The sequence below is a fragment of the Oleiphilus sp. HI0132 genome, from assembly GCF_001635845.1.
Genome location: NZ_LWGJ01000737.1, coordinates 1 through 17,866, shown reverse-complemented (window position 1 = coordinate 17,866; position 17,866 = coordinate 1). Strand labels below are relative to the sequence as shown.

At 46.2% G+C, this 17,866-nt stretch carries 18 protein-coding genes; 5 read left to right on the top strand and 13 right to left on the bottom strand.

All coding sequences use genetic code 11. The features are described 5' to 3' along the window. On the top strand, positions 1-452 hold a 452-nt coding region (locus A3766_RS08785; protein WP_156508796.1), incomplete at its 5' end, for a methyltransferase. On the opposite strand, the gene A3766_RS08780 is transcribed toward A3766_RS08785, so the two are convergent. From A3766_RS08780 to A3766_RS08745, 8 genes are all read right to left on the bottom strand, one after another. Beyond that, the gene (locus A3766_RS08780) at positions 406-807 is read right to left on the bottom strand and encodes a methyltransferase (RefSeq protein ID WP_082907079.1); all 402 of its coding nucleotides are present in this window, start codon (positions 805-807) and stop codon (positions 406-408) included. The two genes, A3766_RS08785 and A3766_RS08780, sit on opposite strands and share 47 nt — an antisense overlap. Before the next feature lie 335 nt (positions 808-1,142). Beyond that, positions 1,143-1,778: a nucleoid occlusion factor SlmA gene (gene slmA / locus A3766_RS08775; RefSeq protein ID WP_068512101.1), complete on the bottom strand. Its 636-nt coding sequence runs from the start codon at positions 1,776-1,778 to the stop codon at positions 1,143-1,145. A 62-nt stretch (positions 1,779-1,840) separates the two neighbouring features. Continuing rightward, positions 1,841-2,638 carry a thiazole synthase gene (locus tag A3766_RS08770; protein WP_068512104.1) on the bottom strand — a complete coding sequence of 266 codons (798 nt, stop codon included), beginning with the start codon at positions 2,636-2,638 and terminating at the stop codon, positions 1,841-1,843. A gap of 86 nt (positions 2,639-2,724) precedes the next feature. After that, complete coding sequence (gene thiS, locus A3766_RS08765) at positions 2,725-2,925, bottom strand: sulfur carrier protein ThiS (protein WP_068512106.1); 201 nt, start codon at positions 2,923-2,925, stop codon at positions 2,725-2,727. A 37-nt stretch (positions 2,926-2,962) separates the two neighbouring features. After that, the gene (locus A3766_RS08760) at positions 2,963-3,376 is read right to left on the bottom strand and encodes a DUF423 domain-containing protein (RefSeq protein ID WP_068512109.1); all 414 of its coding nucleotides are present in this window, start codon (positions 3,374-3,376) and stop codon (positions 2,963-2,965) included. Beyond that, positions 3,366-4,193: a symmetrical bis(5'-nucleosyl)-tetraphosphatase gene (locus A3766_RS08755; RefSeq protein WP_068512112.1), complete on the bottom strand. Its 828-nt coding sequence runs from the start codon at positions 4,191-4,193 to the stop codon at positions 3,366-3,368. Before A3766_RS08755 ends, A3766_RS08760 begins: the two co-directional genes overlap by 11 nt. 19 nt (positions 4,194-4,212) lie before the next feature. Then, on the bottom strand, positions 4,213-4,869 hold the full coding sequence (gene queC / locus A3766_RS08750) for a 7-cyano-7-deazaguanine synthase QueC (protein WP_068512115.1): 657 nt from the start codon (positions 4,867-4,869) through the stop codon (positions 4,213-4,215). A gap of 73 nt (positions 4,870-4,942) precedes the next feature. Next, a complete protein-coding gene (locus A3766_RS08745) occupies positions 4,943-5,419 on the bottom strand; it encodes an Lrp/AsnC family transcriptional regulator (protein WP_068512117.1) in 477 nt (158 codons plus the stop codon). Between the two features lie 168 nt (positions 5,420-5,587). Here A3766_RS08745 and leuA point away from each other — a divergent pair, with 168 nt between their 5' ends. Further along, a complete protein-coding gene (leuA, locus tag A3766_RS08740; RefSeq protein WP_068513469.1) occupies positions 5,588-7,273 on the top strand; it encodes a 2-isopropylmalate synthase in 1,686 nt (561 codons plus the stop codon). A 123-nt stretch (positions 7,274-7,396) separates the two neighbouring features. Further along, entirely contained in the window at positions 7,397-8,011 is a 615-nt protein-coding gene (locus tag A3766_RS08735; protein ID WP_068513472.1) for a DUF2780 domain-containing protein, read from the top strand. A gap of 68 nt (positions 8,012-8,079) precedes the next feature. On the opposite strand, the gene A3766_RS08730 is transcribed toward A3766_RS08735, so the two are convergent. The 3 genes from A3766_RS08730 to A3766_RS08720 form a co-directional block, all read right to left on the bottom strand. Further along, the gene (locus tag A3766_RS08730) at positions 8,080-8,751 is read right to left on the bottom strand and encodes an OmpA family protein (protein ID WP_156490355.1); all 672 of its coding nucleotides are present in this window, start codon (positions 8,749-8,751) and stop codon (positions 8,080-8,082) included. A gap of 47 nt (positions 8,752-8,798) precedes the next feature. Further along, a complete protein-coding gene (locus tag A3766_RS08725; RefSeq protein ID WP_068513474.1) occupies positions 8,799-9,206 on the bottom strand; it encodes a DUF6524 family protein in 408 nt (135 codons plus the stop codon). 72 nt (positions 9,207-9,278) lie between these two features. Beyond that, the gene (locus A3766_RS08720; RefSeq protein ID WP_068513478.1) at positions 9,279-11,075 is read right to left on the bottom strand and encodes an ABC transporter ATP-binding protein/permease; all 1,797 of its coding nucleotides are present in this window, start codon (positions 11,073-11,075) and stop codon (positions 9,279-9,281) included. Between the two features lie 118 nt (positions 11,076-11,193). Here A3766_RS08720 and A3766_RS08715 point away from each other — a divergent pair, with 118 nt between their 5' ends. Both A3766_RS08715 and A3766_RS08710 read left to right on the top strand, forming a co-directional pair. Further along, positions 11,194-12,423, top strand: coding sequence for an efflux RND transporter periplasmic adaptor subunit (locus A3766_RS08715; RefSeq protein WP_068513481.1), 1,230 nt, complete (start codon positions 11,194-11,196; stop codon positions 12,421-12,423). Beyond that, a complete protein-coding gene (locus A3766_RS08710; RefSeq protein WP_068513483.1) occupies positions 12,420-15,524 on the top strand; it encodes an efflux RND transporter permease subunit in 3,105 nt (1,034 codons plus the stop codon). Before A3766_RS08715 ends, A3766_RS08710 begins: the two co-directional genes overlap by 4 nt. Here the strand turns inward: A3766_RS08710 and A3766_RS08705 are convergent. Continuing rightward, positions 15,514-16,143, bottom strand: coding sequence for a hypothetical protein (locus A3766_RS08705; protein WP_068513486.1), 630 nt, complete (start codon positions 16,141-16,143; stop codon positions 15,514-15,516). The two genes, A3766_RS08710 and A3766_RS08705, sit on opposite strands and share 11 nt — an antisense overlap. Beyond that, positions 16,136-17,866, bottom strand: a 1,731-nt coding sequence (locus tag A3766_RS30770) for a hypothetical protein (RefSeq protein WP_068642090.1), incomplete at its 5' end; no start/stop codon positions are given. The genes A3766_RS30770 and A3766_RS08705, both read right to left, overlap by 8 nt.

The following is a 17,866-nucleotide window of genomic DNA, read 5'->3' as shown; positions in this document are numbered from 1 at the left end:
CACACTTCATCTTTAACTACACTATTGGTGATAAAAGGGTCCTGGAAGTTGGTTGCGGCATGGCTTTATCGAGTTTATTACTAAATAAGCAGCACGCCGATATTACTGCCACTGACTACCACCCTGAAACTGAAAAATTCTTACAACGAAATACCGAACTTAATAGCGACGCCGACATCACCTTTGAACGTATAGACTGGGCTAAAGATAATGATAGCTTAGGCCTTTTCGACCTGATCATTGGTAGCGATATATTATATGAAGACGAACACATTAGCTTATTAGCTAATTTCTTTGAAAGACACTCCAAGCCAACAAGTGAGGTCATTTTGGTAGATCCTGGGCGCGGCAAAAAAAACAAACTCAGCAAACGAATGATTGACTTTGGTTTTAGCTCAAGCCACTTTAAGCCTGAGCATACCGACTATTTAGAGGGNTACGTTCAAAGGTGATGTCGGCGTCGCTATTAAGTTCGGTATTTCGTTGTAAGAATTTTTCAGTTTCAGGGTGGTAGTCAGTGGCAGTAATATCGGCGTGCTGCTTATTTAGTAATAAACTCGATAAAGCCATGCCGCAACCAACTTCCAGGACCCTTTTATCACCAATAGTGTAGTTAAAGATGAAGTGTGCGAGCACCATACTGGAAGGCCAGATGACACCGAAGATGGGCCATGCTGCAGAGCTGATGCCCAGTTTCTCAGCGATGCCTTCCGGATCATGAAATTGCTGTCTGTCACGGAGTGTACAGAGATGAATATCGGTCTTACCAAACTCAATGGTTTGGTAGCACAAGCGTAAGTCTGTCATTTGGCTGCCTTCGTATTTGCGCTAAATATCTTTATAGATAATTAGCACAGAGTGGCGCTGAGCCAGGTATCGAGGATAAATGACAAAACGGAGTACTACTTAGGGTATAGCACCTGTAAAGAAAGGCAATGTATTTCGCTTATTCTTTGTACTGGGAAAATCGCTGATAATTGGCGCTTGTTAGGATTAACAACTGGCTAACGGCAACTAATTCTAGCTTGGCTAAACCTTGTAGCTTTAACGAGTGGTAGAACTCGGTTGGAAGATAAATGAAATCCTGTGAGGGTTGAAGAGCCTCAATAAGCTACAAGGGAGAGCTTATTGAGGCGGATAGCTTAGTCACTCTGGAATAAACTACTAGCAAGCATGGGCCAATGTGCTGACCAACCTTGCGTAGGGCTACGCTTAAATTCGCTACGCACATATTGGTGGATACGACCTTCGATATTTAAAGTGAGCAAACTCGCTGCACTGCTGCCGGTTAGGCGAGGTCTCTTTTGCTCGCGAATTTCAGCTTCTCGGATTATTTGGCGTAACTGAGTTTCAAGACGATCAAAGAACTGGGCAGAACGCTGTCGAATTTTTGGCTTTTCACCCGCCAATGCACCGCCTACTAATAAAGAACACATACCGGGGTTCTTTTCAGCAAAAGCCAATATAAAGATTACGATCCGCTGAAGTCGCTCAATGCTTCCAGGGACTTCTTGAGTAATCAATTTGATGCGTGTAAATACCGACTCTTCTATAAATTCTAACAGGCCTTCAAACATCTTCCCTTTGCTGGGAAAGTGTCGGTATAGCGCTGCTTCAGTGACGCCGACTTCCTTGGCAAGTTTAGCGGTTGTGATCCTTTCGCCAGGATTCTTCTCAAGCATCTGAGCCAGCACTTCCAGAATTTGCTGGCGACGATTAGGCTTGTTGCTTTTTTCTGTCTTGCTATTAGGGGTATTGCTTGTCGGCTGGTCCGGCATTCTCAGCGTTTCCTATAAATAATCACTAAATAAGTATTAAGGTCTATCTTGAGTCAATATGACTAGACGATCAAGCCCTCTATTGGCGAAGAGGCTGAAGCGTATAACTTACGTGGCATACGGCCAGCAAGATAAGCCGCTCGACCACTTTCTACTGCCAGGCGCATAGCCTGGGCCATTAGGATAGGGTCTTGAGCTGCAGCAATTGCTGTATTCATGAGTACGCCATCACAACCTAGCTCCATCGCGATACTTGCGTCTGAGGCTGTACCAACACCAGCATCAACTAATATTGGCACCTTCGCATTTTCGAGAATTAGCTTGATGTTGTAGGGGTTACGAATGCCAAGGCCAGAGCCAATCGGAGCACCCAAAGGCATGACCGCAACACAGCCCATTTCTTCAAGGCGTTTAGCAACAAGTGGATCGTCAGTGGTATAAACCATGACCTTGAAGCCGTCTTTTATCAGTTCCTCTGCTGCGATCAATGTTTCTGTTACGTCAGGAAATAAAGTCTTTTGATCGCCTAGTACTTCAAGCTTTACCAAGTCATGTCCACCCAATAGTTCGCGTGCGAGCTTACATGTTCGCACTGCATCTTTAGCGGTATAGCAGCCCGCAGTATTGGGCAGGATGGTGTATTTATCAGGTGAAATAACATCAAGTAGGTTGGGCTCGTCCTTGTTCTGGCCGATATTGGTGCGGCGAACGGCAACGGTGACAATTTCAGCACCGCTAGCCTCTATGGCCAAGCGTGTTTCTTCCAGGTCTTTGTATTTTCCCGTGCCAACTAACAAGCGAGATTGGTAGGTTTTACCGGCAACGGTTAAAGGCGTATTAATATTCGTTGTATCTGTCATAGCTGTACTCTAATTGCTGCTTGGGTTGTAGTGCGTGCTAATATATTGAGTGATTTTTCTAATCTTGAAAGAAGGTCTTCAGATGTCTAGCCACCGCCAATTGCGACGACCACTTCTACCTTATCACCTTCTTTTACTTCGTAGGTATCGTGTTCACTACGGGAAATTATTTCTTCGTTTACTTCGATGGCGTAGCGTTTTCCCTCGAGATCCAGGTGCTGTGCCAGTTCACTCAGCTTGAGTGAAGTGCTTAGCTCATAGGGTTCGCCATTCAGGTTTATCATCATTGTCGTTTTCCACCAGGGTATATCTATATAACGCGGTCTAGTTGGCTTTTCTAAAGGCTAGAAAAAGACACAGCCAACCAGCAATAAAACTCAGGCCTCCAAAAGGCGTTATAGCCCCTAAGAGACGGACTGCTTCGCCAGTAAATGCCTCACTGAATGCAAGCCCATAGAGACTACCACAAAACACTATGATGCCAAGCAGGAAGAAGCTATAACTTGCGTTTAAAAGCTTTTGCGAATGTGGCAGAGGGGAAGCTTCCTTGAACAGGCTCAATATCCCGACCACTAGAATCCCGCATGAGTGAAACATCTGATAATGAACACCCGTTTGATACACTTCTAGCATGCGCTCGCTAATCATCGCTTTTAAGCCATGAGCGCCAAAAGCACCCAAGATCACTGCTAGCATGCATAGCAATGCGCCTATCATAAGCTGGGAATTAGGCTTCATAAGCGAACCTTTCTTTAGTATCGATGTTTAAAGCAGTAAGTGAACCACCCCAGACGCAGCCGGTATCGATAGCTTGAAATTGGTCTTTGTTTGCGCCAGTGAGCCCTGTATTACCCGAGAGTGCCGCCCAGTGTCCGAATATTAGCATGGTGTTGTCGGGCCGAGGCAGGCTGAACCAGGGGACATAGTTATCGGGGGCATCGTCGAGGGTTTCTTTGACGGCAAAGTCGAGCGCACCGTTTTGTTTAACAAAGCGCATGCGGGTAAAGTAGTTTGTAATAGCACGCAGGCGCATCATGCCCGTGTGGTGCTCAGACCAGAGTGCGGGCTCATTGCCATACATCAGGTCAAAGAATGCTTCGTAATCTCCGCGACATAACTCATTGGAAACTTCTTGATTGTAACGATAGGCTTGCTCTGTTGACCATATATGAGGAATGCCGGCGTGACTCATTGCAAGCTTCTGCTCTTTATCCCATATCATTAGAGGTTGATGGCGTAACCAGGTCATCAATTCATGGCAGTCATCTGCTGCAAAAATTTCAGCAAAGGTGTCTTTTCTTTTAGGCTGGCGCTTTAAATAGTAGGTAGCCAATAAGTGAAGGTCATGATTACCAAGAATAACCTTGGCAGGATGTCCGCCTTGGTTACCCAGGCTTTTGATCAGGCGCAGACAGTCAAGCGAGTCGGGGCCTCGATTTACAAGGTCTCCTGCGAACCATAGTTCGTCACGGTTCTGGTCAAAAGATATCTGGTCGAGTAGACGGGTGAGTGCTTGATAGCAGCCCTGAACGTCACCGATGGCATAACGAGCCATAAGCTTTCCTTGTTAGTTATTATTCGTAGGGAAGGGGATCGGCAGCGCTATTTTCTGAAAACGCTTCGAGTCGCTCTTGGCAAGCACCGCATTTGCCACAGGCCTTTTCTCTGCCGTTATAGCATGTCCAGGTTTTACCGTAGTTAAGTCCCATTGCCAGCCCTTTGCTCAGTATTTCTGTCTTATTGATATCCTGAAAAGGTGCAATAATATCAACCGCTTCGTAGTTAGCGATTTTAGAAACCGCATCCATCTTTTCGATAAACTCAGGGCGACAATCCGGATAAATAGCATGATCACCACCGTGGGCGCCGTAGTAGACGGCACTGGCTTTTATTGAAACTGCATAAGCGATCGCAAGAGAAAGCATTACCATATTACGGTTGGGGACCACCGTCGATTTCATGCTTTCTTCTTCATAATGCCCTTCAGGGATTTCAATGTCATCCGTGAGTGAGGAGCCGAGTAATAATTGATGGATTGCGGTGATGTCGACAATTTTATGAGGCAGGCCTAAGTCGTCACATACCTTCTGTGCGTAGTGAAGCTCTTTAGAATGCTTTTGACCATAGTTAAAAGACAGGGCGTAAACTTTCTTACCTTGAGCAATCGCTTGATTTAACAGGGTGAATGAATCCATTCCGCCGGAATAGATAACAACGACTTTATCGCTCATAGCTTCCTCATATAGTCCTTACAGTTGAATTGTGTGGCATTTTATCTCTGTGAACTGGAAAAAGACAGCGGGCTTAGGCCAGATGGTTCAAGGGAACAGAAGTTCGATCGATAATCTTTCTTAGTACAAAGCTGGAATGAACACCGGTAACGCCGGGTATGCGTGTTAGTTTGCCTAAGAGGAAAGCTTGATAGGCATCCATGTCACTCACCAATACTTCAATCATATAGTCCGCAGCTTGCCCGGTGATTAGCATGCATGAGAGTACCTCCGGGCAATCGCTCAATGTTTCCTCAAAGGTATCAAAGCGGTCGTTAGTATGTCTATCCATACTGATTTGTACTAGAGCTGTGAGCTTTAGCCCCAACTTTTCTCTATCTAATAAAGTGACGGTTTTAGATATGAGGCCGCTTTCCTCTAGTTGTTTGACTCTTCGTGAGCAGGGAGAGGGTGATAGGCCGACTTTTTCAGCTAATTCAAGATTGCTGATCCTTCCATCTTTCTGTAGAGCGTCAAGTATGCGCCGGTCAGTTCTATCAATCTTGATCATAGGATTAGATATATATGCTAATAAAGGTTGCTTAAAAGGTTATTTATTGCTTAAGTCTGGTTCAAATAAGAAATAAAAGCAATCTATAACTACATATTGACGCATATAATATCCCTATTGTTGAGCAGTACTCATCTCTCTAGAAATGTAAGGTATAGGAGCATCGCGATGTCATTTGACCACCGTAAATATCAGGCTTTTCCTCGTATAGAGTTGCCCTCGCGCCAGTGGCCTAATCAGCATATTGAGCGTGCGCCGATTTGGTCAAGTGTCGATCTTCGGGATGGAAACCAAGCCTTGATAGAACCCATGTCAGTTGAGCAGAAAAAACGCTTGTTCAAGTTGCTGGTCAAGGTAGGGTTTAAGGAAATTGAAGTCGGCTTTCCAGCGGCATCGCAGCCTGATTTTGACTTTGTTCGTTGGGTGATTGAAGAGCAACAGGTCCCGGATGATGTAACTTTGCAGGTTTTGACCCAGGCACGGCCCGAGTTAATCGAGAGGACATTTGAGTCTTTGAAAGGTGCGCGTAGAGCGATTGTTCACGTTTATAACTCCACTTCTACGGTACAGCGGGAGCAGGTTTTCAAGCTTGGAAAGCAAGGTATTATTGATATCGCCGTAGCGGGTGCCCAAAAGGTTCTAGGCGAAGCAGAAAAAGCGCCAGAAACAGAATGGGTTTTCCAGTATTCACCAGAGAGCTTTACCGGGACAGAAGTCGATTTCGCGGTAGAAGTCGTCGATGCGGTAACTGATGTGTGGCAACCAAGTGTAGAAAAGCCCTGTATCATTAATTTGCCTGCCACGGTGGAAGTGTCTACGCCGAATGTTTTTGCTGACCAAATTGAGTGGTTTGGAAGTCACGTTAAACGTCGAGACGCTATTATCTTGAGCGTGCATACCCATAACGATCGAGGTTGTGGTGTGGCTGCAGCAGAACTAGCTGTTATGGCCGGAGCCCAACGAGTTGAGGGTACCTTGATGGGGAATGGCGAGCGAACGGGAAATATGGATGTCATTACCATGGCGATGAATCTGTATAGCCAAGGTATCGACCCTGAATTGAACTTCTCTGATATGGATGAAATTATCCATACAGTTAAGGCGTGTACACAAATAGATGTTCACCCTCGACACCCTTACGCTGGCGACTTGGTGTTTACCGCTTTTTCTGGCAGTCATCAGGATGCGATTAAAAAATGCTTGTCTGTGCGTAAAAAAGAAGATCCATGGCAAGTTGCTTATTTGCCGATAGACCCGACTGATTTGGGGCGTAGTTATCAGGAGGTTATTCGTGTTAACTCGCAATCGGGCAAAGGCGGTATCGCATATAGCCTAGAGCGTGATTATGGCTTGAATTTGCCTCGCTGGTTACAGGTGGAATTTAGCTCAGCAGTACAAAAAGAAGCGGAGCTTAGCGGAGGTGAAGTTGATTCCGATAGAATCTGGGCGCTTTTCAGGGAAACATATATTGAACAGCAGTCTCCAGTGCATCTAGGGCCTTTTGAGATGAAGCGCTCAACGCATGACAGTATCGAGGCCCAGATCTTTACTGCTCAAGGTTCGGTGAATGTATCAGGTCAGGGACATGGTTTGATGGATGCTTATGTTGATGCCATGAATGCGCAATTTTCGTGTGATATGAAGGTATTGGAGTATTCTGAACATGCGCTTGATCATAGGACCGATGCTGAAGCAGTGACCTATGTTCAGGTCAACATCAATGGCCAGCGCTTCTCGGGGGTGGCGATTCATGAGGATATTGTTACGGCATCTTTGAATGCAGTGATGAGTGCTTATAATCAGTTTATAGCCAAGCAAAACGGAGCCAGCAATAGACTTACTGGCACTTTATAGCCGACTAAACTTTTAGCAGGTTAATAATTTGCAAGGTAGCCTGATTGAAGGAGGGTGAAGGGAAAAATTGTGATAGCATCAGCTCATCATAATTTTTACTGAGTAATAACAATAGGGAACGATATGAAGAAAACACTTTTATTTGCAGTAATGCTAAGCTCTGCCAGCACAGCATCCGCGGGCTTTTTTGACTCGATCTTTGGTAAGAAAGAGGCGGCTCCAGTTGCTCAAACTACCATGACAAATGAAGTAGCAAAAGCTGCGAGTGAAGAGGTGCCAGCAGAAGCATCTGAGACGGGTTCTATGGTTGATATGGCGATGGGGTTATTGCCTACTTTGACTCAAGGGTTGGGAGTTTCTAGTGACCAGGCTGAAGGTGGAATGGGTGCTTTGTTAAAGTTGGCGCAGACAACTCTTTCAGGCGATGAGTTTGGTTCTTTGAGTGAAGGCATTCCTGGTATTGAGGGTATGTTGGCGGCTGCGCCGAGTTTGGGTGATAGCTCAGGCGCGGGCTTAGGTGGCATACTGTCTAAAGTAAGTGGCGCATCAGGTTCACTAGGCGCGCTAGGAGAAGTCACAAAACAGTTTGAAGCCTTAGGCTTGAGCCCGGATATGGTGCTGAAGTTCGCACAGATGGCCATTGAATATTTCTCTGGAGACTCTAAGTCATCTGATGAGCAAGGTTCAGGTATCGATATTGGTGGTTTACTACAGAAAGGCTTAGGTGCAATTTTGTAGTTCTATCGCAAATTACGAATAAAAAAGGGTGCTATGAGCGCCCTTTTTTATTGCGATAAGTGACGGCTTTACTTTCCTGCGCTTTCTAAAGGAAGTAGCTTTAATTCTACACGGCGATTAGCCTGACGGCCTTCGGCAGTGTCATTAGAAGCAACTGGGAAGCGTGGCCCTTTACCCGAAGAGTGAATGCGCCCAGAGGCAATGCCACGAGTCTGGAGTGCATACTTAACGCTGTTAGCACGCTGTTCGCTGAGAGTCTGATTAAACGATAGCGCGCCAGTGGAGTCTGTATGCCCGGTGATTTCAATTGCAGTCTTATCAAATTCCTTTAAGACCAGTGATACAGAATGAATGATTTTCTCAAAACTGGCCTGTAAATCCGACTTACCCGTTTCAAAGGTAATGTTGCCAGGCATCACTAAGATTATTTCGTCGCCCACACGCTTAACGCTTACGCCGCTATTTTTTAGCTGGTGCCTTAGTTTTGCTTCTTGCTGGTCCATGTAATAACCCGCACCACCACCAATAGCGCCACCGGCAACGGCACCAATAAGTGCGCCTTTGCCTCGGTCAGACTTACTCGAGGTTGCAACCCCGATCAGTGCTCCCGCGACTGCCCCGGTCACTGCGCCTGTCGTTGCGCTTGATACTTCTTCTTCACCGGTATAAGGGTCATAGGTCATACAAGCACTGGTTAAGGATGCTAGAACAGTAAGGCTTACGATTTTCTTATTCAACATGAGTTTGCTCCATTATTTCCGTATATATAAATAGTGCTAAAAGGTGCTTAGACTTCGTCTACGTCAACTTGTCCGGATAGCCTGCGCCGAATATGAGACCAGCTCATGCCCAAACATAGAATTGCAGATATAAAAATTTCTAATAACCAGACGAAAGCACTGGGTTCACTTAGGCTAATTAAGCCAATATCGATTAATGCCCAGATAATAATCGCGACGAGCAGCGCTGCGAGGGTGAGCCCGACGGGCCCTAAAGATTTTAGCGTAGCTCTAACGTAAATAACCCAGCCAATGATTAAGGCGACTGCTGATAAGGCTAACCAGGGTGTTGGTTCTGATATAGAAGAGAGCAACCAGTGGTAATAAGAAAAGGTGCTTGGGTTGTAGCTCAATAATACAAGTAATAAAGCGAAAACGAAGCGAATCGCGATGCCTTTGGATGTAATGCTCTTCATTCAATGGGAACCTGTTAAAGAATATTTATCTTCTTAGTATAATAAGCAATGCACATTATAAATACTTACCAATTAGATACCTTGTTCGTTCTGCTGCAAAGCCCACAATTGGGCATATAGACCTTGCGCTTTGATAAGAGAGTGGTGGCTTCCTTGCTCGACCACGCCACCCTTATCAATGACAATAATACGATCAGCATCGACAACGGTGGAAAGGCGGTGGGCGATAACTAGACTGCTCTTACCTGCCGATACTTCTCTGATTGCCTCCATCACTGCGGACTCAGATGCGCTATCAAGCGAGCTGGTTGCCTCGTCAAATAGCAGTATTGCCGGGTTCTTGAGGATGGTTCGGGCAATGGCAACACGTTGTTTCTCGCCACCGGAAAGTTTAAGACCTCTTTCCCCGACTTGAGTTTCATATTGCTTGGGTAAGCCCTCAACAAAGTCTTTCAAATGAGCAAGTTCGATTGCGTGCTTTACTTCTGCATCGCTTGCACCAGGGCGACCATAGCGTACGTTTTCAATCAGGCTGGTATTAAATAGAACGGTGTCTTGAGGCACTACGCCAATCGCTGCGCGCAAACTGTGTTGGGCGCAGTGCTTAATGTTCTGATCATCAATCAGAATCGCACCTTTGCTGGTGTCGTAAAAACGAAATAGTAGCTTCGCGATAGTTGATTTTCCGGCGCCGCTGCTACCAACAAGCGCTACTTTTTCTCCTGGCTGCACGGTAAAACTGAGATTGCTCAGAATCGTTCTACTTGGCTCATAGGCAAAGGAAATATCTTTAAACTCGATCTTCCCGTTTGATACTGTCAGGGGCTGAGCGTTTTGCGTGTCGACAACCAAAGGTGCTTCTTTAAGCAGGCCAAACATACGTTCTATATTGGTCATCGAGCTTTTGATCTCTCGATAGACGAAGCCCAAGAAGTTTAAGGGTAGGAATATTTGCATCATAAAGGCGTTAACCAATACGAAATCACCTAAAGTCATACGTCCGGTGCTGACTTCATGAGCTGCCAGTACCAGCATGGCGGTTAGCGATGAAGAAATGATCAGTGCTTGTCCGCCATTCAGTGCAAATAAAGTGAGACGGTTTTTGCGCTTTGCTTGCTCCCACTTTTCTAGTTCTTTATCGTAAAGGTCCGCTTCATATTGCTCGTTAGTAAAGTACTTAACGGTTTCATAGTTGAGTAGGCTATCAATTGCCCGGGTGTTACTTTTGCTGTCAGCCTGATTCGCTTCGCGAATAAACTGGGTGCGCCAGTCAGTGGTGGTCTTGGAGAACCAGACATAGGCGATGACTGATATCAGTACGATCAAGGCAAACTCGAAGCGATATTGTTGCCATAAAATACCCATGACCAGAAACAGTTCGAGAAAGGTGGGGACAATATTAAACACCAGAAAGCGCATCAAAAAACTAATGCCATTTGTGCCGCGCTCAATGTCGCGAGATAAACCACCCGTTTGGCGGTTCAAGTGAAAGCTCAGACTCAATGCATGAAGGTGTTCGAAAACCTTCAGCCCTACGCGACGCATTGCTCTTTCGGTTACGCGCCCAAATAAGGTGTCGCGGATTTCGCCTAGTAACACATTCATCAGCCGTACCAGACCGTAGGCGAGTAATAAGCCCAAAGGTACAACGAGCAGGGATAGTTCATTATCAGCTAGTTGTTGGTCTAGGTCATCGACGACGTGCTTGAGAATAAAGGGCATGGTAACGCTAGCGACTTTTGCTGCAACCAGACATAACAGAGCGAGAGCGATGCGCTGCTTGTATTCCAAAAGGTAGGGAATGATTTGCTTGATGATTGACCAGTCAATTTCTCGATTGGGGTCAAAGTCTGAACGCATACCGCGCATGTGAAGTATCCTAAGGAAAGAAAGCGCTTAGTGTAGCGTAAAAGGGATAAGTGCCAAAGCGCAATGGATCAGATATGATCTTACTATTCGACGCCCTCTATTTTAGGAGAACTTAGTTTTGTCAGCTCAGCGATTAGTTAAAGTACTAGCGCCAATTGTAGTGTTGTTGCTATGCCTTTTGTTGGCCTATCAGATAAGTCAGTCGCAACCACCCGCGAGCAAGGGGCGTCCTTCAAAGGCAAATCCTTTATTGGTCGAAGTGGATAAAATAGCGCCTCGGGACTTTCAGGTCACGGTAGAGTCCTATGGTGTTCTGAAGGCTAATACCCGGACGAATCTGTTGTCCCTGGTCTCGGGACAGGTTTTAAAGGTCAGCCCTGCTTTTCAGCGGGGTGCTTTTGTCCAAGAGGGTCAAGTCCTGTTGGTGATCGATCCGCTTGAATATGAGGTGAGCTTGCAAACTGCGCGTAGTGATTTGGCTAATGCGGAGTTAGCTCTGGCGGAGGAGGAAGCGCGTTCCGAGCAAGCACTTCGGGATTGGCGTACCCAAGAAAAAATCAATAGTACACCGGCGCGTGATTATGCGCTGCGTTATCCTCAGCTAAAAGCGGCCAAGGCTAAGTTGGAGACGGCTAAAGCCAAGCTATCCTTGGCGCAGAAAAACTTGGAAAGAACTAAAGTTCGAGCACCCTATGATGGTCGTTTGATAGAAACCTTCGTCAATAAAGGCAGTGTCATCAGTACTTCCACGCCCGTGGCAGAGCTTTATTCTAGTGAGTCTTTGGAGCTTAGCTTACCCATAGCTAGTAGGGATCTCGCATTTCTGGACTTACCTTCATCAGAGAGCTATCAGGATACCTCTTCATCAGCTTATGTCCGCATCGAGAACTCCTTAGTTGTACCAGCTGAATATTGGCAAGCAATGATTGTCGGTACTGAGGCGCTGGTTGATGCTGAAAACCAACAAATCTATGCGCTGGCAAAAATAGTGAAGCCGCTCACTTCTGAGAAATCGGAAAGGCCGGTACAAGCGCTAAAGGTTGGACAATATTTGCATGCAAACATACAAGGGAAAACTATAGATGAGGCGATATTAGTGCCGAATTCGGCGATCTATCAGGGCACGTATGTCTATGTTGTAGAGAAAATAGAAAAACAGGATGTGCTTGCCAGGCGGGAAGTAAACGTTCGTTGGCGCAATGAGGAACTTAGCCTGATTGAATCTGGTTTAAATATTGGCGACCTGCTAGTTAGAACACCTTTGGGGCAAGTGACGAGTGGTACGCGCGTGGCGATCGATAAGCGAGTAGAGGGCGCTGCAGACAAGCATCAAGGAGAATCGCCTTGATTGCATGGTTTGCTCGAAATGATGTTGCGGCAAATTTATTGTTGCTGACCATTCTGGCTTTAGGTCTAGGCTCATTGCATTTCTCAATTCCTTTGGAGGTGTTTCCCAGTATAGAACCGCGCTCGGTGCGCGTCACCATCGCGATCCCGGGAGCGATGCCAGAAGATGTCGAGACCAGTGTCAGCATAAAACTCGAAGAAGCCGTGCAAGACCTAGAGGGTATAGAGGATGTAGTGAGTAATGCCAGTGAGGGGCAGTCCCTTCTGATTATTACTCTGGATGACAACTACGACCCACAGACTTTGCTAACAGAAATAAAGAATCGCATTGATGCGGTGAATAATTTGCCTGCGGATGCAGAGCGGCCTGTGGTGAGTTTAAGCAAGCGGAAACGGGAAGTTATTAGTGTCGCGGTGTCTGGCGATTTATCGGAACGGGAAATTCGCCAACAGGCACAGCATGTACGTGATCAATTGCTTGATATTGAAGGGATTACCCAGGTTGAATTAGACGGTGTGCGTGATTATGAAATTAGCATTGAAGTTAACGAGCGGGTATTACAGAAGTATGGACTGAGTCTGTCGCAAGTGGCTTTGGCGATTCAGCAACACTCAAGAGATATCTCTGCCGGAAGCTTAAAAAGTAATGGCGGTGAAATTCTGATTCGCTCTAGTGGGCAGGCTTATAACAAACTAGAGTTTGAGCAGATTCCTGTGCTGAGTCGAGCTGATGGTAGTAGCGTCACGGTTGCAGACTTGGCCAGTGTTAATGATGGCTTTGAGGAAAGCGCCATACTGACCCGCTTTAATGGTCGGCCGGCGGCCTTGGTCGATGTTTATCGTGTCGGTCAGCAAAGTGCTATCGATGTGGCGGATAAAGTCAGGGCCTATTTGCAGGAAGCTGAGTCTTCATTACCCGAAAGCGTTCAGCTTGATGCTTGGCATGACCGCTCAAAAATCGTTAAAAAGCGTCTGAAAACGCTTTCAGATAATGCCATACAGGGCGGTATATTAGTCCTGCTCTTGCTGACTTTGTTTCTGCGTCCTGCCATTGCTTTTTGGGTCTGCATTGGTATACCGGTTTCCTTTATGGGCGCATTGTTAGTGATGCCATTGTTCGATATTACCATTAACGTGATTAGCCTCTTCGGCTTTATTGTTATTCTGGGGATAGTCGTCGATGACGCCATTGTTACCGGCGAGAATATATACTCTCACCTGCGGCGTTCTGAGTCAGGTTTGGAAGCCGCGATCAATGGCACTAAAGAAGTCGCAGTTCCGGTAACCTTTGGTATTTTAACGACGATCGCAGCTTTTCTTCCCATTGCGTTTATTGAAGGCGTGCGCGGGCAATTGTTTGCGGCGATTCCGGTTGTTGTGATTCCTATATTGGTATTTTCTCTAATTGAGTCCAAGCTTGTTTTACCAGCTCACTTGAAGCGAATTAAGCTACAACCTCAAAATCAAAGCTCAGCCTTGGTGGCTGGCTTATCTCGTTTTCAGCAGCGCTTTGCCGACGGTTTTGAAAGTGTTGTCTTGCACTACTATCAGCCAGCACTTCAGTTGGCCTTGAAGTATCGCTACCTTTGTCTGGCGCTTAGTTTTGGTCTCTTATTTATTTTGTATGCCTTGGTTTCGACTGGGTGGATGAAGTTCATATTCTTCCCGAAGGTTCAAAGTGAGTTGGCACGTGCTAACCTGGAAATGCCTATAGGAACACCCGTCGAAGTGACTGATCGATATGTCTTGTCAATGCTGGGAGCTGCCCGTGAGCTTCAGGATAAGTATCACCTGGAAGGCGAGGCGGTGATTCGAAATATCATGGCAACAACTGGCTCTTCTGGTGGTTCGAGCCATATTGGGCGCGTGATATTTGAAATTACGCCGCCAGAAGAGCGTACTTTGGATATCACCAGTCGCGAGCTGGTTAATGAGTGGCGTGCATTAATTGGCCATGTGCCGGGCGCAGAGAAGTTAACTTATCGTGCTGAAATTGGTCGAGTCAGTGACCCGATTGATATCAAGCTGAGTGCGCAGGACTTTAATGCTCTCTCAGGTATTGCTGAGCTAATAAAAGAAAAGTTGGCAAGCTACCCGGGGGTATTTGATATTTCCGATAGCTATTCAGACGGTAAAGAGGCGATTGAGATAGTGCTTTTGCCTCAGGCTTCAGTATTAGGCCTGACACGTCAGGATATTATGTCTCAGGTGCGTGAAGCCTTTTATGGCTACGAGGTGCAAAGAATTCAGCGTGGTCGTGATGATATCAGGGTTGTGGTGCGTTATCCGAAGAGTGATCGGCAGTCTATTCGTTCACTGGAAGAATTCTTGATTCGTAATGCCCAGGGAAGTGCTGTGCCGCTCTCTCAAGTCGCGAGCTTACGAGCAGAGTCAACGCCGGCTGTTATTAGTCGTTTGAATCTGAAGCGTACTATTAGCGTTCGGGCTGATGTCGACAAACAAGCAACCAATATGTTGGTGTTGCAACAGGAGCTACGAGATTATATTGACCGGCAGCTTGGGCAGTTTCCGGGTGTGAGCTACAGTATGGAAGGTGAAGCGAAAGAGCAGCGCCAGTCTTTCGGGAGCTTGAAATGGGGCGTCTTATTTGTGCTGTTTATAATTTATAGCTTATTGGCGATCCCATTTAAGTCTTACTTGCAGCCGGTGGTCGTCATGGCGGTGATTCCTTTTGGCGCAATCGGAGCCATTGCCGGGCACTGGATTATAGGGATGGACCTGACGCTAATTAGCTTGCTGGGAATGTTGGCGCTTACGGGAATTGTCGTGAACGATAGCTTGGTTCTGGTGGATTTTGTTAACAAGCGCCGCAAGGAAGGCAGGGACTTATTGCTAACAGTTAGCGGTGCAGCTGCTGCACGATTCCGCCCAGTTATTCTTACCTCTTTGACCACCTTCTTTGGTTTGATGCCATTGCTGTTTGAACAGTCAACCCAGGCTCAGTTTCTGATTCCGATGGCGGTCTCTTTAGGCTTTGGTATTGTTTTCGCTACCTTAATTACCCTAGTGCTGGTGCCGGTAAATTATTTGGTGATTGCCGATATACAGAGACTGTTTCGCAAGCAAGCACTTAGCGACTAAACTGGCAGTAGCGGTGTGCCAGGCTAATCATGGCTTGATCTTCCGTCTCGAGTATAAGTTCTTTATCTTCGATATAAGAGAGTGCCTGCCCACTCAGCTGATTGCTACTTTGGCTCTGTTCCAGGTAGCAATATTGTTCAGAGGGAGTTTGTAGGTCATCTGGCTCGTAAGTCTTACCTGTTACCACATATTCACCTGTCGATATAAGTGTGCGGTGAAACACGGTAAAGGAGGTATCAATAAAGGCTTTGTCTGGATTGTTATTTGAATCTTGAGCCTCAGAGATAATCTTTAGGGCATCGCTAGTCTTTCGGTCTGAGGCGGACTTGAGTATCGATTCGGTATAGGTGATATCGCTGCTGAAAAAGCTGCCTGAGCTTGAGAGCAACCACCAGATAGCCGTAGCTGTTAGGGCAAGCACGCAGAGGCTGACGGTGATGTGCATGGCCATCAGTGTGCGACGAGAGCTCTGCTGGAACTGATAAAGAGAGGAGAGCTCCAGTTGTTTATCCACTTGGGTATCTATAGCACGATTCATCGCATCGAAGTTGTGCGAGACGGACTCGTATTGCTCAGACTCTTTATCGCCTGTTGTTTGTTCACTTGCTTGCTTAGCCATCACTATGCCCGTTATTAGGCTTGGTTTCATCACGGCCTTTAGTATTGTTTTCCTTTAGGTCTTGCTCATCAAAGCTGTGATTCTCGGCAAGTTTGAGTAGCGACTTATCCTCCGTATACAAAGGTACGTGTACGATTTCCTTTTTGATGATCTCGACAGGAACTTCAACCTTAACCACTTTCTCGACAGGCACTTCTTTGATGACTTCGGTGGCGACTTCTTTTATCACGGGGCGGCGCTGCACTTGTCTCCAGTAGATGATAAGGCGGCGGGCGCTATTGAAAGCTTTCTTGGTAATTGAAGGGATGCTGTCTCGATCTGCTTTATAGTCTGCAATTGATGGGTCTCGAATAACGTAGGATGCAAAGGCCAATAAGATGCCAGTCACGGCAATAAGCAAAGCAAGGCTACCAAACCATAGTGTTGCAATGGTCATCACATCCTTTCTGCCCAGGTCAGCTGCAGACTCTTTGTTATACCACCATTGAGCCATGCGGTAGACTTGGTTGTCGCCAACTTTCAGGTTGACCAGATTACGCAGTTCAACGCGCTGTTTGCTCTTGTCAAAGATAGTCTGATCGAGTTCTTTAATAATGGCATCATTTTCAGAAAGCTGTTTGAATTCCTTTTCTCGTATTTGCTCATTCTCGCCTTGCTGTTCTTGGAATTTCTTTTCGACACGTGCCAATTCCTTCATATGAGTTTGAATGACCGATTCGATATCTTTTTCGCGGGCTCCTAGACTCTTGCTGAGCTTCAGTGATAGCGCCTGAATTTTTTGGTTTAGCGTATCTTCTCGTGCCTGATAGCGATCTTTGACGGCCTCGATATCCTGGTTATAAGTGGCTCGGAGTGTCTTTTGTTTGTCTGAGTCACTGAGTTTATTCAGTGCAAGGCGTAGGTCTTCAACCTTCTTCTCTTGCGTTTCGACGAGAGCATTCTGTTCTTTCTTAACTGAGTTTTCAGAGAAGAAGCCTGCATCAGCGATTTTCTTCTCTCGCTTCACTCGAAGCTCTTTTAGATAGGCTTGTTCATTGGCAAGCTGTTGTTGAAGGCTTCGGCGTTGAGTGTCTAGCTCACTGCTGGCATTGAGCGTCATTTGTCGTGAAGCCTCAATCAGTGCATCCAGTTCCTTCTGACGGTCAGCGCGTAAAGCTTTGAGCTGCTCGCGTCTATCTTCAATTTGCGCAGATAGGCCTTTGATATATTCATTTTGAGTTGCAGCGCGTAAGCCCTGAATGCGGTCCTGAATTACTTCTGCTTGGCGAGAACGCTCTTCTGATATGATGGCATGACGCTGGCTGTATTCGGCTTCAATTTGCGAAGAGCTTAAGCTTGCCAGACGAGTGCGCCGTATTTCGAGTGGTTCAATTTCCTCTTCGACGGCTACCAGTTCTTTCTTGTGCTTGTCGATTGAAAAAATCAGGGCATGAAAATTTCTTTCAAAACCGTTGAGTGCTGACTCAAAGGTAATAAAAGCTAGAAAGACCAGGGAGGTACCGAAGATAAACTTCCATTTGCTATTACTGGTTTTATAGGTCGCCGCAACAAAAGGAATTTTGGTGATTTCGACAATCGCGACCATCAAAAAAGGCATCATGGCGATAAACACATTGGTGTAATCGCCAAAGCCCAAACCCTGAGGGCGATTATTTTCTATCTCGGTGAACGAACTGATGCCTTGCATAATGGAGATGGCAAAGCCGATAAACACGGCGCATAT

Coding starts and splice junctions, on each gene's coding strand:
- slmA (WP_068512101.1), bottom strand. CDS start 1,778: ATGCCGGACCAGCCGACAAGCAATACCCCTAATAGCAAGACAGAAAAA.
- A3766_RS08770 (WP_068512104.1), bottom strand. CDS start 2,638: ATGACAGATACAACGAATATTAATACGCCTTTAACCGTTGCCGGTAAA.
- thiS (WP_068512106.1), bottom strand. CDS start 2,925: ATGATGATAAACCTGAATGGCGAACCCTATGAGCTAAGCACTTCACTC.
- A3766_RS08760 (WP_068512109.1), bottom strand. CDS start 3,376: ATGAAGCCTAATTCCCAGCTTATGATAGGCGCATTGCTATGCATGCTA.
- A3766_RS08755 (WP_068512112.1), bottom strand. CDS start 4,193: ATGGCTCGTTATGCCATCGGTGACGTTCAGGGCTGCTATCAAGCACTC.
- queC (WP_068512115.1), bottom strand. CDS start 4,869: ATGAGCGATAAAGTCGTTGTTATCTATTCCGGCGGAATGGATTCATTC.
- A3766_RS08745 (WP_068512117.1), bottom strand. CDS start 5,419: ATGATCAAGATTGATAGAACTGACCGGCGCATACTTGACGCTCTACAG.
- leuA (WP_068513469.1), top strand. CDS start 5,588: ATGTCATTTGACCACCGTAAATATCAGGCTTTTCCTCGTATAGAGTTG.
- A3766_RS08735 (WP_068513472.1), top strand. CDS start 7,397: ATGAAGAAAACACTTTTATTTGCAGTAATGCTAAGCTCTGCCAGCACA.
- A3766_RS08730 (WP_156490355.1), bottom strand. CDS start 8,751: ATGTTGAATAAGAAAATCGTAAGCCTTACTGTTCTAGCATCCTTAACC.
- A3766_RS08725 (WP_068513474.1), bottom strand. CDS start 9,206: ATGAAGAGCATTACATCCAAAGGCATCGCGATTCGCTTCGTTTTCGCT.
- A3766_RS08720 (WP_068513478.1), bottom strand. CDS start 11,075: ATGCGCGGTATGCGTTCAGACTTTGACCCCAATCGAGAAATTGACTGG.
- A3766_RS08705 (WP_068513486.1), bottom strand. CDS start 16,143: ATGGCTAAGCAAGCAAGTGAACAAACAACAGGCGATAAAGAGTCTGAG.